The sequence below is a fragment of the Candidatus Methanosphaera massiliense genome, from assembly GCF_028890305.1.
In the GTDB taxonomy this organism is placed as follows: Archaea; Methanobacteriota; Methanobacteria; order Methanobacteriales; family Methanobacteriaceae; genus Methanosphaera; species Methanosphaera massiliense.
In genome coordinates this window covers 1,618,018-1,633,508 of the sequence record NZ_JARBXM010000001.1, presented here as the reverse complement: position 1 = coordinate 1,633,508, position 15,491 = coordinate 1,618,018, and the positions used below count along the sequence as shown (strand labels likewise).

At 29.4% G+C, this 15,491-nt stretch carries 14 protein-coding genes; 2 read left to right on the top strand and 12 right to left on the bottom strand.

Annotated elements, in window-relative coordinates; genetic code table 11:
- Window positions 1–15: 15 nt before the first annotated feature.
- The 10 genes from cbiQ to hisS form a co-directional block, all read right to left on the bottom strand.
- Window positions 16–810: a cobalt ECF transporter T component CbiQ gene (cbiQ, locus tag OTK55_RS07855; protein WP_274871663.1), complete on the bottom strand. Its 795-nt coding sequence runs from the start codon at window positions 808–810 to the stop codon at window positions 16–18.
- 129 nt (window positions 811–939) lie between these two features.
- Window positions 940–1,233, bottom strand: a complete 294-nt coding sequence (locus OTK55_RS07850; RefSeq protein ID WP_274871662.1) for a PDGLE domain-containing protein — start codon at window positions 1,231–1,233, stop codon at window positions 940–942.
- A gap of 2 nt (window positions 1,234–1,235) precedes the next feature.
- Window positions 1,236–1,871 carry a cobalt transporter CbiM gene (gene cbiM, locus OTK55_RS07845; protein WP_274871660.1) on the bottom strand — a complete coding sequence of 212 codons (636 nt, stop codon included), beginning with the start codon at window positions 1,869–1,871 and terminating at the stop codon, window positions 1,236–1,238.
- 606 nt (window positions 1,872–2,477) lie between these two features.
- Window positions 2,478–4,067, bottom strand: coding sequence for a DUF6508 domain-containing protein (locus tag OTK55_RS07840; RefSeq protein WP_274871659.1), 1,590 nt, complete (start codon window positions 4,065–4,067; stop codon window positions 2,478–2,480).
- A gap of 338 nt (window positions 4,068–4,405) precedes the next feature.
- A complete protein-coding gene (locus tag OTK55_RS07835; protein WP_274871794.1) occupies window positions 4,406–5,497 on the bottom strand; it encodes a tryptophan--tRNA ligase in 1,092 nt (363 codons plus the stop codon).
- A 62-nt stretch (window positions 5,498–5,559) separates the two neighbouring features.
- The gene (endA, locus tag OTK55_RS07830; protein ID WP_274871658.1) at window positions 5,560–6,066 is read right to left on the bottom strand and encodes a tRNA-intron lyase; all 507 of its coding nucleotides are present in this window, start codon (window positions 6,064–6,066) and stop codon (window positions 5,560–5,562) included.
- Window positions 6,067–6,089: 23 nt separating this feature from the next.
- A complete protein-coding gene (locus OTK55_RS07825) occupies window positions 6,090–6,848 on the bottom strand; it encodes a sugar phosphate isomerase/epimerase family protein (protein ID WP_274871657.1) in 759 nt (252 codons plus the stop codon).
- Window positions 6,849–6,862: 14 nt separating this feature from the next.
- Entirely contained in the window at window positions 6,863–8,722 is a 1,860-nt protein-coding gene (locus tag OTK55_RS07820; RefSeq protein WP_274871656.1) for a PINc/VapC family ATPase, read from the bottom strand.
- Between the two features lie 14 nt (window positions 8,723–8,736).
- Entirely contained in the window at window positions 8,737–9,126 is a 390-nt protein-coding gene (gene hisI, locus OTK55_RS07815; RefSeq protein WP_407652430.1) for a phosphoribosyl-AMP cyclohydrolase, read from the bottom strand.
- Window positions 9,127–9,138: 12 nt separating this feature from the next.
- Window positions 9,139–10,419: a histidine--tRNA ligase gene (gene hisS / locus OTK55_RS07810; protein WP_274871655.1), complete on the bottom strand. Its 1,281-nt coding sequence runs from the start codon at window positions 10,417–10,419 to the stop codon at window positions 9,139–9,141.
- Window positions 10,420–10,827: 408 nt separating this feature from the next.
- On the opposite strand from hisS, the gene aroE reads away from it, so the two are divergent.
- Window positions 10,828–11,685, top strand: a complete 858-nt coding sequence (gene aroE / locus OTK55_RS07805; protein ID WP_274871654.1) for a shikimate dehydrogenase — start codon at window positions 10,828–10,830, stop codon at window positions 11,683–11,685.
- Between the two features lie 2 nt (window positions 11,686–11,687).
- Here the strand turns inward: aroE and OTK55_RS07800 are convergent, their stop codons facing one another.
- Complete coding sequence (locus OTK55_RS07800) at window positions 11,688–12,575, bottom strand: SPL family radical SAM protein (RefSeq protein WP_274871652.1); 888 nt, start codon at window positions 12,573–12,575, stop codon at window positions 11,688–11,690.
- A 69-nt stretch (window positions 12,576–12,644) separates the two neighbouring features.
- Here OTK55_RS07800 and OTK55_RS07795 point away from each other — a divergent pair, with 69 nt between their 5' ends.
- Window positions 12,645–13,511 (top strand): TatD family hydrolase, encoded by an 867-nt coding sequence (locus OTK55_RS07795; protein WP_274871650.1) that lies wholly within the window; start codon window positions 12,645–12,647, stop codon window positions 13,509–13,511.
- A gap of 25 nt (window positions 13,512–13,536) precedes the next feature.
- Here the strand turns inward: OTK55_RS07795 and OTK55_RS07790 are convergent, their stop codons facing one another.
- Window positions 13,537–15,321: an MJ1255/VC2487 family glycosyltransferase gene (locus tag OTK55_RS07790; protein WP_274871649.1), complete on the bottom strand. Its 1,785-nt coding sequence runs from the start codon at window positions 15,319–15,321 to the stop codon at window positions 13,537–13,539.
- Window positions 15,322–15,491 lie beyond the last annotated feature (170 nt).

The following is a 15,491-nucleotide window of genomic DNA, read 5'->3' as shown; positions in this document are numbered from 1 at the left end:
AATAGAAAAGAAGTATTATATTATTGAAATATACTGTAAAACGGATAATATAATCATAATAATGATGGGTATTGATATGTACAATATACTATTTGTGGAAATTTTATCATTTGATGTATAAAGGGTACTTTCAGAGTTATATCCTCTGCTTGCCATAGTGTTAAAAACTGTTTCTCCACGTTCATATGCTTTTAAAAACATCATAAGGAAAAGATTTCCAACTTGTTTGATTCTCCATTTATATGGTGTATTGCCACTTATATCAAAACAACGACTTGCCTGTGCTTGTCTAATACTGGAGAGTTCATCGTAAAATAGGAATATGAATCTGACAAATAATGAAAAAATCATTGCAAATTCACTTGGAAAATGTAATCTCCTAAATGCAGTTGCTATATCATTCATTGGCGTGATGTATGAGAATAATACTATTGCTGTTATACTTATAGTTAATCTATACATTAATAATTCAGCAAATTGAAGACCCTCTAATGTTACATGAATTCCTAAAGGTAATGTATATAATATTTGACCTGGATGTATAAACGGTTGAAAAATCGCAATGAAAAATCCGAAAGGTAATATTAAAAGAACTCTGATAATAGCATCTTTTAGAGGAATACCTGAAATAATAACCAATAATAATAAATAAACTTCTAAAGTTAAAAATACCCAGTTATTTTGTGAAGATACAGCATATACAATGATTAGTACTAGAGTAATAAGTTTTATTCTACCATCAATATTGTGTAGTATGCTATCTTGATTAGAAAGATAATCCTGTTTTTTTAGTTCTTCAACACCAACCATAGTATGTTCCTCAATTTAATAATATGTATATTTGTTAATAATAGATAATATAATCTTCTAGAAATCGATTATTCCAAAAATTTATTAGTATATATGATTTCTTAAAAAAAAATTGGAGGGGAATTTTATTTAATTTCCATTTTTATTTGAAACTAGATAAAATACTCCGTATGCTAAACCTACAGAAATAAGAGCTCCTACTATTAAACATCCTACACCCACTAAAGGATTATCTTCCATACCTTCAAGAGTATAATCTGGCATGATAGGACTAATTACTTGAGCAGCATCATTTAATGCCGGGTTAATATGATAAGCAGAAGCTTCTAAACCATCAGGAGCACTTGAAGCTAAAAATGGTGATAAGATACATATGATTAATGCTACTGCAAATATTGCTATGTAAACTTGTTTAGTTTCCATCTTTATTCACCTTCTTTCCGATTCCAAGCTAATAAATCAGGTCTGGAGGATTCGATACCTTTAATAATGATTACAGTAATCACTGCTTCAATAATACCAATCATTGCATGGTATCCACCCATGTAGAATAATCCTAATTCTAACGGGAATGTTCCACTTATTGACATTTCAACAGCTGCTATTAATGCTGCTATGAAACATGCTGCCCATGAAGATACAAATATACTTTGATATTTTCCAATTATATCTTTGAGGTATTTGAATCCGTAATAACCTACAAATCCACCAACAACTCCCATGTTTATGATGTTTGCTCCTAATGCTGTGATTCCTCCGTCTCCGAAGAATAATGCTTGAATTATTAATACTACTGTTAATACTAATATTGCTGCGTATGGACTACAGAATATGATTGCTACTAATGCTGCTCCTAATAAGTGTCCACTAGAACCGAAAGGTACTGGTAAGTTAAATGACATTATTGCAAATATTCCTGCAGCTAATACTGCGAGTAATGGTATATATTTTTCGTCTAAATGTTCTCTACTCCATTTTGCTGAAAGATATATGAAAATTATTGCTATTACATATAAAACAATACAAAGTGGAATTGAGATAAAACCATCTGGTATATGCAATTTTAAATCTCCTTTTCATGTTTTTATTCTAAAATAAAAAAAGATTAATAGTGTGAAAAAAAAGAAAAAATAAAAAAATTTAGAAAATTTTTTAATAGTTGAAAAAAATAAATTACATTAGTATAACTTATTTTTTAGATAATTTATACTGATAATATTTTTTTGTTCACACCTTATTTTTTAATCGTGTAATGACCGATTTAATCACGATTAAAAAATATTTTTTTTAATCTTTTATGATGATAAATAAATTATTACTATTTTATATTAAAAATACCAATAAGTAATACTTTATATAAAATTGTTATTATTAATTTTATACTAAAAATTTTATATTTTGTTCTATATAAACGTTTTGATTAATAATACTTATTTGACCTTATCTTTCTTTATATCGTTATTACAGTTGTTTAATATTATTAATAATCATTTATTCTTATTATCATTGAGTTTAGGCTAGTATAAATCGTGTTTTTGTAATACTGCTATTTATATGTTAAATTAAATAAGTAATACTTTTTATCAAATAGTTATTAAAAATAGCTTTATAATAGATTAATAATACTTTAATTATACTAACGAATAATAAAAAAGAGAGGGAGGAGATTATTCTTCAACATCATCTGCTTTTCTAGATAAAAGATCATCCATTTCTTTTTCTTTCTCAGCATAGAAATCAGGGTCATGAATAGGACAACATTTAAGTTTTTTATATGGTGAGTATAATTCAGTAATCTCACTTTCATTAACATCCCTAATCTCTTTAAGTCTCCTGAGAATTGTAAGAACAGTACCATCTTCCATAAGTTTACCAAGGAATCCTGGTCTAGTATTCTCTTTTTGCATGATAAGATATACAATTTTCATAATTGTTAAAAGATCAACTCTTTTAATTAATTCATGATTATTAATGTACTTCCATCCTTTTTCTTCCCAATCTTTAAGATTATCAAAAGTTTTGTAAATATTTTCTTGATATAAATCATCTTTAAAGAAGTCAGCTTCATCATCGTAATATCTCTGACCATTTTCAACTTTTACAAATTCATTACTAGTATCTTCAAAGTATGGTAAGTATTCAAGAATAGCATCAACATTTTCAATATTAGGGAATTTGAATATGTTACCAAATGATTTATTTAATCCCATTTGTAATGTTTTATAGTCTAATACCTTAATGTGTGATTTTTCATCATTGAATAACCTATGGTCCCATACCACGAGGATGTTACGTATATCTTCTGTTGCTTTACATTTGTATTTTATCTGATTATCAGTAATTCTTTCAATTTCTAGTAGTAAGTAACTTGTACGTGTGAGGTTACGTGCTTTAACAGAGTTCTTCATACGTAGACAAATGTATGGATATTTTAGGATTGGTTTGAATTTTGCATCTAATTCTTCTGGTAAATCGTGGAAGAATATTTGCATTACTGTTGTGTGTTCCATATTATTTTCTTCTACTTGGTAGTAGTACTCAGTTAATTCACGAACACCAGCTTTTTGGAAGGTAATAGTACCTTTTGTTGTTTCAAGAACTTCTAAGGTGTTAAGTAATACATATAATTCGAATAATTTATCATTACTCATTGCTACAAGAATCTCATTAGTAATAGTATTATATAATTCCATTTTACTTGGGAATACAAATAATTCATCATATACTTCATAAACTCTTGCTAAATTGTATATTTTATCAGTATTTTTACATGCATCTTCTAATAAGTTAATGTCAATAATATCAGGAGTTTCAATATCTTTAAATAAATCTTTTTTAAGTATTTTTGACATTTCTTTTTTGTTTTTTAAAAGGTTATCATTGATAATGTTAAGTTTGTCTTCATCAAAGTTTTTATTACTGATTTTATTAACATCATTATTTTTCACATGTTCAAACATGTATTTAATTACACTAAGAATTTCAGAGTATGGTTCTTGTGTTACATCTTTTCCTTCTAATTCTTTTTCTAGTTTGGAAAAGTTTTGTATTAAATCACGTGTTTCAGGTATGTTAAGGTAGTAATTTACTTTAAATCCTGTTAATTCTCTTTCAGAAATTTCAATGATTTTACTCATTATTTCTGCTTCATCTTTGAATATTTTTGTAAATAGGTAATGGTGTAATCTAGTTTCCACGTAATTGAACACGGTTTGTCTATCATAATTAGTCCAGATTTCTTCTAATTCTTCAGCCATTTGTTTTCATTCCATAAATTTTTAATTATTTATCTAATTTCTATAAATACACTTATTATTAATTATCCTGCTTATTATTTATTTTATCTATAGATTTATTATATCGTTAATTACTAGTTATTTTCTGTAATTCATAGAAATTCTGTATAAATATATCTAATATTTATATTAAAATTAATATTTATAATTATTAAGGATATTAAGTTAAAATAGTATATTCACTATTTATTAATGGATTAATTAAAAGTAGACTCCAGTTTTTGTTGTAGTATTGTAAAAAAAGATTTGGGGGTTAGTGATGTTATTGAATATGATAGATTTATTCAGATTATATTTTTCTATTTGAGTAGTGTTTGTGCAATTTTCTGTGCTTCTTCACGTTTAGAATTTATATCTTCAAACATATCGGTTAATAATTCACTAGCACATTGTTTACAGTTACCGCAGACAATTTCTCCAGATAAACATTTGTTTCTTATTTCTTCTAGTTTTTTGTCATCATCAATAAGATGATATACAAGTAATTCATAGATTGAACACTGGTCAGGATGTCCACCAAGTTCTTTCTGTTCTTTTAGACTTTCTCGTCCACCAGTCTTTGCACTTTTAACCTTCTTAGTAGCATCTTTAATAGTATCTGTTAAGTAAATAGCACTTTTAGGTTTACTACTACTCATCTTTTCACCAGTTAATCCAGTCATAAAACGATGGAATGTTGCTGATGGTTCAATAAATCCATATTCCTCATTAAATTTTGATGCTAAATCTCTTGTTAATCGAATATGAGGATCCTGATCTGGTCCTACAGGTACAATAACTGGTTTTGGTCCACCATATTTTTCTAATTGTGGATGTAATATATCTGCAACTTGTAGTAATGGCGTGTAAATATGTGCTACATTAGCACTGTTATCAAATCCATAAATACTACGCATTTGACTGAATGTAACCTTTTTTCCTAATATATATGCAAGGTTTTTAACATCATCATTTTCTGATTGTAAGTATAGATGAAAATTATCTCTTGTAACATCAAGACCTAATGCAATATAGTTTACAATGTATTCATTTAATGCTAAATCTCTTGCTTTTTCTTTATTAATACCTCTGGCAGCATATGCCTCCATATCTGCAATGGAAACATAAATATCTGAGCCTTGTTCTTGGTACCATTTTAGTTGGTCTACAACCATTTTATGTCCTATATGCATACGTCCACTAGGCATCATACCAGTCATAGTTGCAAATTCTTTATTATTTTTTAAGGCATTAGTTATTTGTTTATAATCACGCTGTCCAAAAATAATACCTCTAGTCATTAGTTTACTAGGATTATCTATATCATCCACAACTTCTGAGAATGGTCTTATACCAAATTGTTCAGTTAACTTTTCATAATCAATAATTGAGGAACCCCATGGGTCTATCATATTCACTTTTAACACACTCCTTTTTTTCATATTTTTATTCATTTAATTAAAACTTTATTTTTTTATGGTCTAGTCCATGATACATTATAGTATGTAATATCATAATCACTATCAACAACAGCAAGTAGTAATTGTTTACGTACACCATGAGTTACACGAACATAACTTGAGAAATCTCTTACCCTGATTGATTCTACCTCTGATAATATTTTTACTAGGGCAGCTGAGTGACCGTCACCTGGTGAATGACCTCTTTCATATATTCTGAAGTCACTTCCATATTTAAAGCCTGTTCTGATAATATATCCACGTATACGAAGATCTTTGTATACAAGATAATGTGGATAATCATTCTGTTTTCGTATAATATCTGTAAGTTTTTCCCTTGTTACAGGGTTCTCATCAGAGTCATATATTTCAATTTTTCCTTTATTTAATAAGAATAATGCTTCAATATATGATAATTCAAGTCCTGATTCAGTTAGATTACCATAAAATCGTTTGTTATATAGATTATGAGCATTTTCATCTTTAACGATTACTTTATCTGTTGTTAGTAATGAGTACATTTAATTTTCACATCCTGTTTTTATTATAATACATTGATTTTTTTAAGATAATCTATACTTTTATAGACATCGTGTAGTGTATTTACTTCGATAACGCATATGTCATCATATTTCTTGTTTTTGAGAATATCAAATATTTTGGGAAAATCAATATCATGACTTCCCAGTGCGTCATGCATATCATATGATCCATCATTATCACTTAGATGTATATGGTGAATATTATCTGATTGAAGCATTTCCTCCTCTGTAAATCCATTGTTATGTCCATGACCGACATCCATTGTTATACCGGAATGTAGCTTACTATCAACATCATCAAATAATGCTTCAATATTAGTGTATAATGCTCTTTCAATAAGAGGCATGTTTTCAACACACATCATTACACCATAATCCTCTGCTGCTTTTTGACATTTGATTAATGATTCTATATTATATTTTAATATCTTCTCAGGATATTTTAGAGCCATCACGGGAATGGAACCTGGATGTACTACAACTCTATCTGCCCCCCACTTATTTGCTGTTTTAAATGAGTCAATCATTAGTTCAACGGAAATATTTCTAATCTTATATATATGAGATGATATATTAACATCAGACATGGGAGCATGAATACTTAATCCAATATCATATGAATTTAAATCATCACTAGTAACAGAGTTATAAGGATATTCATTTATAATTTCAAGATAATCTAATTTCTGCTCAGTAACAAAATTTAATACATTTTCAATCTTAGCAGGATATAATCCTAAAGTAGATACACTTATTTTCATATTTAACTCTCCTATTAGTATAAATCCTCATTACGTAGTCTAGCATATATTGGTTCATCTTTCTTCATAGCATTAATAATAATTTCAGCCATTTCAATATCCTTTTTAAGACGAATATTTGCCTTTTTACCAACAGTAGCTGTGAACAGATACTCATCTTCAACAATTATATCGAAGCTATCTCCAATATCCTCTTTTTTAAAGTTGAGAGATAAATAATTACCAGACACATTAACATTAATTGGTATTTTACTATCAATATCTTTTAACTCTAATTCTTCAACATCAATACTAATACCGGCACGCTCTTCTATTTGAGCAATTGTTCTACCATTTTTACCAATTACTGCACCAGTATGATCTGGGTCAACTTCTAGTAATGCACGTTTATCAGATATAAGTGATACTTCCATAATAGCATTAGGTGATACTCTGTTAACTTCTTTTCTAATAGCTCTTTCAACAATTTTACTAACAGGACTTTTTTCTTCTTCCTCTACATCTTTATCATTATAAGCCTTGTTAATATCCATTACAATGGTCTGTTCACCATATGTGTAGATTTCATAGAATAACTCCTCAGTTTCAAAGTCTTTGATTTCAATTACCGGCCTTGAAAGATCAGCTTCTATCATACCAGTTGGTACTTTGACTGTTAGTTCTATGGAGTATACTGTTTCTACCTGTCCGTCTTCAATGTATACTACTGTATCTATAACTGAAGGTATTACTCCAAGTTCAAGTCGTCCTATAAATCTTTGCACAGCATCTATTGCTCTTGTAGCATGAACTACTCCTATCATTCCCACTCCAGCTAATCTCATATCAGAGTATATTTCAAAGTCTCTTGTTTTACGTACTTCATCAAATATTGTGAAGTCAGGTCTGACAAGTAATAGGATGTCTGCAGTATTTTCCATATCACCTTCTAGTGGTGCATACTGGGTTATGTTATCGTCAAGATTCATGTCTCTTGGTGATTCCATGGTTTTAACTATCTGTTCCATGTCATAGTAGTAGTACTCTGCTAATGCCTGTGCAAATGTAGATTTACCAGCTCCAGGTGAACCTGCTACTAGTATTCCCTTTGCATCATTAGATAATCTTTCTAGTAATTTATCTGTGATGTTGTAATCCTCAAGGTCTAATTGATTCACTGGTTTGATTGCAGTTATTTCTAGTCCATCAGAGAATGGTGGTCTAGCTATTGTTATTCTTAAATCACCAAATTGTACTACTGTTGCTCCTTTCTTATCTATTTCAATAAAACTATCATGTCTAATCTTTGATTGTTCTATGATTTCTTTAGATATTCTATTCATGTCACGGTATCTTAGGGGAACATAGTCTAGTTCAACTAATTCCACATGTCCAGGTGTACCTTTCTTTGCTATTGGTGTGGTATTTTCCTTTAGATGAACTGAGGATATATCATCAGAGAAATATTTTTCTAGTTCTGTTATTTTTGTTGGGACATGTTCTGGCTCTTTTTTATAGAAGTATGTTTCAACACCCTGTGCTTCTGCTACTTCTTTTTGTAGTTTATCACTTGTTAGTAGTATTGCATGATACTTTCTTGCAATATCTCTTATCATTGCATCGATTTCTCCACCACTAGCAATTGATATCTCATCTAGTTTTGGTCTTCTTCCAACATAGCTTAGTGTTATTATTCCCTCTTCGCTGAGCTGTCTTAACTTTTTTAGTTCATCTAAACCTTGATATCCTATTTCTTTTCCTTTATTTGCATGATTTTCTATTTCTGATGGTACAGCCTCGGGTATAAGTACTTCTGCACCTTCGTATTCTTCCTGTACTATTCTACTTACTTGTTGGTCTATTACTATACTAGTATCTGGTACTAATTTTGTCAAGAATACTCATCCTCCTAGTGGTTGTATACATTGTCTGGGTCGAATACTTTGTCCTCTTTTTCGGTTATAGTTTCGCCATCATCTGATAATTTATTGTAAAAGCAGGAGTAGTGTCCTGTATGACAAGCTCCACCAATTTGTTCTACTTTTAGAAGAATAGCATCTTTGTCACAATCAAGGTATATCTCTTTTACTTGTTGTATGTGTCCTGATTCTTCCCCTTTAAACCAGATTTTGTTTCTACTTGTACTATAATAATGTGCTTTTTTTGTTTGCACGGTTTTATTATAAGCTTCTTCATCCATATATGCTGCCATTAGTATTTCTCCAGTTTTATAGTCCTGTGCTATTCCTATTGCCAGCTTTTTTCCATTGATTGTATGCCTAAAGTTAGGTTTTATCATTGGTGTTACTCCTTATTCCTGTATTTTTGTGATTAATTCATCTTGTGGTATTGTTACTTGATCTCCACTAGCCATATCTTTGAGTGTCACTGCATTATCTTCAACTTCTTTTTGTCCAATCATGATTACTTTGTTGAATTTATGAGTGTTTGCATAGGACAGATTCTTTTTAAGTTTTTTACCTTTAAGATCTATATCAGCTATAATATTTTCTCTTCTAAGCTGCTGTGCAATTAATATAGCCTCGTTTTTAAACTCTTTTTTCACAGGTATAACAAGTACTCTTGGTGAATCATTTTCAGGCAGTTGAATATTCTGTCTCTTGTATGCTTCCATAATCCTGTCAAATCCAAATGCAAAACCAGTAGATTCAACTTCCTCAGCATCAAACAATCCCATTAGGTTGTATGTTCCTCCACCGGTTATCTGTTTTTCTGCTCCAAGATCAGGTACATAAATTTCAAATACTAATCCTGTATAATAGTCAAGACCTCTTGCAATAGATAAATTAACAGTATAATCATTAAATCCAAATACTTCTAATGTTTCAAGTATATTATTAAGTTCCTCTGCAGCCTCATAACTTTCAGGTATATTTTTTAGTGTTGATTTAAATGCTTCTAAATCTTCACGACTGCCTTTAACATTAATTAAGTCATTGATTATTGTTTTATATTCCTCAGTTACATTATTGTCTGTTAATAGTTTGTCCAGTAATTCATAGTCTTGCTTATCAATACTTGCAATTATCTGTGTCTGTATCTCTGATGGTATGTTTATTTTTGATAAAACTCCTTTTATAATGCCTAAATGTCCTATTGCTATTTCATAGTTTTGTATATTTATTTTACTTAATGCATCATTTGCCATTGCTATGATTTCTGCCTCATTGTATATTGGAGTTCCACCAATTACTTCTATACCAAACTGCCAGAATTGTCTGTATCTTCCAGCTTGTGGTCGTTCATATCTAAAGCAACTACCAAAATAGTACATTTTAAGTGGTTTTGCTTCTCTTTGGAGGTTATTATTATATAATCTAGCTACACTTGCAGTTATTTCTGGTCTTAATGCTAAATCTCTTCCACCCTTATCTTGGAAGTGGTAAAGCTCATCTTTTATCCCTTCACCAGATCTTGTTGTGAATAATTCTAAATCCTCAAATATTGGTGTTTTTATTTCTTTGAATCCATAACTTTCAACTACACTACGTATAGTATTTTCAACATATTTACGTTCTTCCATTTCATCGAATAAGAAGTCTCGTGTTCCTCTTGGTTTTTTAAAATCCATACTTTATTACTCCAAATCAATAATAACAATTGCTATTATTTCCCATAAAAATTATTATTACATGTTTATCTACACTAGAATACTTACACATGAAAAAATTATTTTACTATCTTTTATTCTTTTTGCATGGATAAATAAACTAATATAATTAGTGTTGCAATATTATCCTTTCAAGTATTAACCATTAGATAAAATGATAGTAATATTACCAGTGATTAATCCCTTTGAAACTATATTATTACAAAACAATCCAGAATAACAGAACATCCACTTATATAACCATAACATTAAATAGTAGATTATATGATTATTTAAACAGAGATTAAATTATTCTATAATTTAATATATAGATATAAATTTTATACTATAAGAATTTTAACAATAGATTATAGATTTAGGAGATTAATCATGATAACTGGAAAAACTCTGATAACTGGAGTAATAGGCCATCCTATAGAACATAGTTTTTCACCGCCAATGCATAATAATGCATATAAATTAATGAATATGGATTATAAATACGTACCATTCCATGTTCAACCAGAAAATATAGAACATGTGATAATAGCTGCTAAAACATTGAACATACAAGGACTGAATGTAACAATACCGTATAAAACAGAAATAATACCCTATCTTGACCAAATAGATGAAACCGCACGAAAAATCAATGCTGTAAATACTATAAGCTTTAAAGACGGCATAGCAAAAGGATATAATACTGACGGAATGGGTGCTGTAAAATCAATAAAAGAATACACATCCCTAAAAGATAAAAATGTACTAGTAATAGGTGCTGGTGGAGCATCTAAAGCAATAACATTCACACTTATTAATGAGGATATAAACACACTTACAATTGCAAACAGAAGTAAAGATAATGCTAGTAAATTAATATCAAATCTCAGAAATCAGACTAACTTCATGAACATATCATACCAGGATATTAAAGATACAAATGAAATAATTTCAGAAATGGATATAATAATCAACACTACACCAATAGGAATGTATCCAAATCATAACGTAGAACCACCTATAGAAGTAAATAACATAGTTGCAGAACAAACAGTAATGGACATAATATACAATCCACTAGAAACAGAATTATTAAAACAGGCAAAATTACGCGGAGCACAAACAATACCAGGAACAAAAATGCTGATAAATCAAGGTATAACAGCATTTGAAATATTCACTGGCAAAACACCATCATATGAATCATTCGAAGAACCATTACTAGCCAGTCTTAAAAAACAACAATAATCTTAAAAAAGGGTTGTCTGAACATCCTTTCTATTCTCTTTTTTATAAGCTTTTATAATATCATCCATATCATATAATAATCCATACTTATCACATTCTTCCTTAAATACAGACCATAATTCTCTCTCATTAGAACTAGCATATCTATAATTATAATTATCTAATTGTTCATACTTACTTCTTAGACCAGGAAATGATTCATCTAACTTCTCATAATAGTATTTCTTCTGATTACTTCTAAGTGATACGGCCATCATAGTATAGATAAATCTTGCACCATTTTCATAAGATAATTTCACCATGTCACGTATGCTACTAACACTATCAGTAATAAAAGGTAAAACTGGTAACATCATAACACCTGCAAAAATACCAACATCACTTAATTTATGAACAACATTAAATCTGCTGCTTGGAGAACAAACATTCGGTTCAATAATTTTAGAAAGATTATCATATGGTGTAGTAATAGATATTTTTATAATAACATCATTTATTTCATTAATTTTCTCTAACAAGTCAATATCACGGAGAATAAGATTACTTTTTGTATCAATAGAAACACCATAACCATACCTTAATAATAACTTTAAAGCTCCTCTTGTAATCAGGTACTTCTTCTCCATGGGATTATAGGTATCACTCATAGCACCAATACCAACAACACCCCTACTTCTTTTACTTTTTAATTCCTTTCTTAGTAGTTCTAAAACATTTTTCTTAGACTTAACCACATCAAAGTTATTCACATGATATACATCATATCTACTATCACAGTAAATACATCCATGAGGACATCCACGATACAGGTTCATATTATAATCAGCACCATACCATCCGTCAGGATTCTGATTTCTTGATAAAATAGTTTTAGCATCTAAAAATTCCATGAATAAACAAATCCCTTACTTTGTTAGATTCTAATAATATTATATTATCTGAATCATAAAATTTTTATTATGAAAATACCAGTAACAGATAATCATATACATGTAAATCCAGTAGGAGAACTAGGACCTATAAAGACTGCAAATACTTTCTACAGATCTGGTGGAACAACAATGATTATACCAAATCTGCCTGCATGGAATCTATTACCAAATGACCCTATGAATCATGAAAAAGCAATGCAAATAACAATAGATGCAGTAAAACATATAAATGATGAAACGCCAGTTAAGGCATATGCAGTACTAGGAATTCATCCAATAGCCTTTGATAAGATGATTGAACAGGGAATGTCCATAGATAAAGCTAGAGAAGTAATGTATAAAAATTTGGAATTAGCACAGAATCTTGTCTTGGAAGGTAAAGCTGTAGCAATAGGAGAAGTAGGACGTCCACATTATAATGTAGATGATAATATTTGGCAGGTACATACTCAGATAATGAAGTATGCAATAGATTTAGCTAGTGATATTGATTGTCCTGTACAATTACACATGGAAGAAGCAGATAATAATACTTATCATGAATTACATAATCTCTTAAAAGATACTAATTTAAAAGAATACAAGTTAATTAAGCATTATGCAGGTAGTGAAGTATTACCCCAGGAAACCTATGGAATAACATCATCAGTAAATTCTAGTAAAATCTTAATAAAAGAAGCATTGTCTAAAACACATGAACATAATATTAAACCTAAATTTCTCATGGAAACAGATTACATGGATAACCCATTATATCCTGGAAGAGTATTAGGTCCGAGAACAGTTCCTAGAAGAACTAATAGTTATATATCCAAGGGGATAATGACAGAGGAAGATGCATATATTATTCATAAAGATAATATTGAGAAGATTTATTCAATAAGCCTGGAATAAAAAAAGAAGTGGTTGAAGAATAAGACTATTCTGATTTATTTAATACTTCTTCGATTGTTTCTTTAAGTACATTTAATGTTTCAGAGTTATCAATATGTCTTCTATAGTTTTCCCTGATATTTTTCTTATATTCTGGTACATTATCTAGAAAGTTATCTAAAATCCTTTGATTAATGGTATCATGGTGTTCTCCATATCCTAGTTTTTGGATGTATATTGCATTGAGTATTTGTTCAAATTGTTTTTTTACAGGTATACTAAGTATAGGCTTTCCTAGTTGTAATGCTTCTGTTATAAAGGAGAATCCTCCATTAGTTATTACACAATGTGCATCTTTAAAGTCATTATATAATTGTTCTTCATTAAATGCTCTATACAATATGTTATTGTCACGTTCATCCTTATGGAATCCATACACTATAAATTGTTTTTCAGGATTATTTTTTAGTAGCCTTATTAACTTCTTGTTAGAGTCACTTGTCTGATATACTAGAATATGGTCTCCATTTCTTGGTTTTAATTTATAGATTTCATCTCTTATTATAGGGTCAACATATCTAGTATTTTCCTCATCTTTTAGTGGCGGGAAGAAGTATGAATAGATTAATGTTTTATCAGCTCCCTGAATGAATGCATGCACTACAGCTTCAGAAAATAATCTGTCTTTACTATATTTTCTTGGTGAATCATATTCTGCTTCTGTTAGTACGTGCATATTGTCTATACTTATTAATGGGACATGAATTATATGTGATAAGAGGTTCGCATAGAATTCAAAGTCAGATATTATTAAATCAGGTTTAAATTTCTTTGCTAATTTATACATTTTATTCATGTTATTTTTAAGATCACTTGGAACATCCTTCATATTGTAGACAAATGTTTTCTTATTACGTACACTATTATTCTCGTATACTGTGTTAAATCCTGTTATTTCATATATGTTGTCAAATTTTGAGTTTAGATATTGATATGCTCTGTCACTTGCAAATACTATTAAATCATATCCCTGGTCTATGAGATATTTTATTACTACTCCGCTGCGTATTGCATGACCTAGTCCTTCTCCACACAATGAGTAAAATATCCTTTTTTTCTTCTGGGATTTTGAGTGTTCAAAACTATAATCTAACTCGTCTAGTGTTACTTTTTTTCCTACCATTTGTTTCGCCGTACTTTTTGCATATTTTATTGTAATATTTTTTAGTCCTTCTTCTTCAAGTCTTCTTGTGGAGATAAGTAATTTTGGCTTGTCTAATACTTTGAATCTACTAATTTTTCCTATTCTTTCTATGTAGTCTGTGTCTTCTCCAAAGTCAAGAGTTTCATCAAATCCGTTTACTTTTTCGTGTAGTGATTTGTATGTTAATATACCATAGCATCCTGCTCCATGTGGTTTTATGTGGGATATTTGTTTTGTCATATAGTTTGCTATTTCATGTGTTATCTCATTTATAAATCCTTTTTCTAATGGTACTATCTGTGTTATTGCTATTCCTAGGTTGCGTTCTTCAAATTCTTTTATCGCTAGGTTTAAGTAGTCATTTGTTAATACTGAGTCTGAATCTAAAAATAATAGTAATTCTCCTTTTGCTACTTTTGCACCATTGTTTCTTCCTATTCCAGGTAATCCACCAGGTACTATTTTACAGTTGTATGATTCTGCTATTTCTTTTGTTTTATCTGTTGAATTTGCATCAGCTATTATTACTTCAAAGTCTTCTTTAAAGTTTTGTCGTTTTATACTTTCTAATAGGTTTGGAAGGTATTCTTCTTCGTTGTATGTTGGTATTATTATGCTGAGTTTCATCGAATCACAATCACTATTTAACTGTCCGTATTCATGATTTGTTAAATCATAATTATAATTATTTATTTGTTTTTTAAGTTTAAAATAAATATTCTTGTTTTATTTCCATTATTTTTTCTCAGGAATTTAACAAAGTTTATATAACATGGTTAATTAAATTAATAATAGTG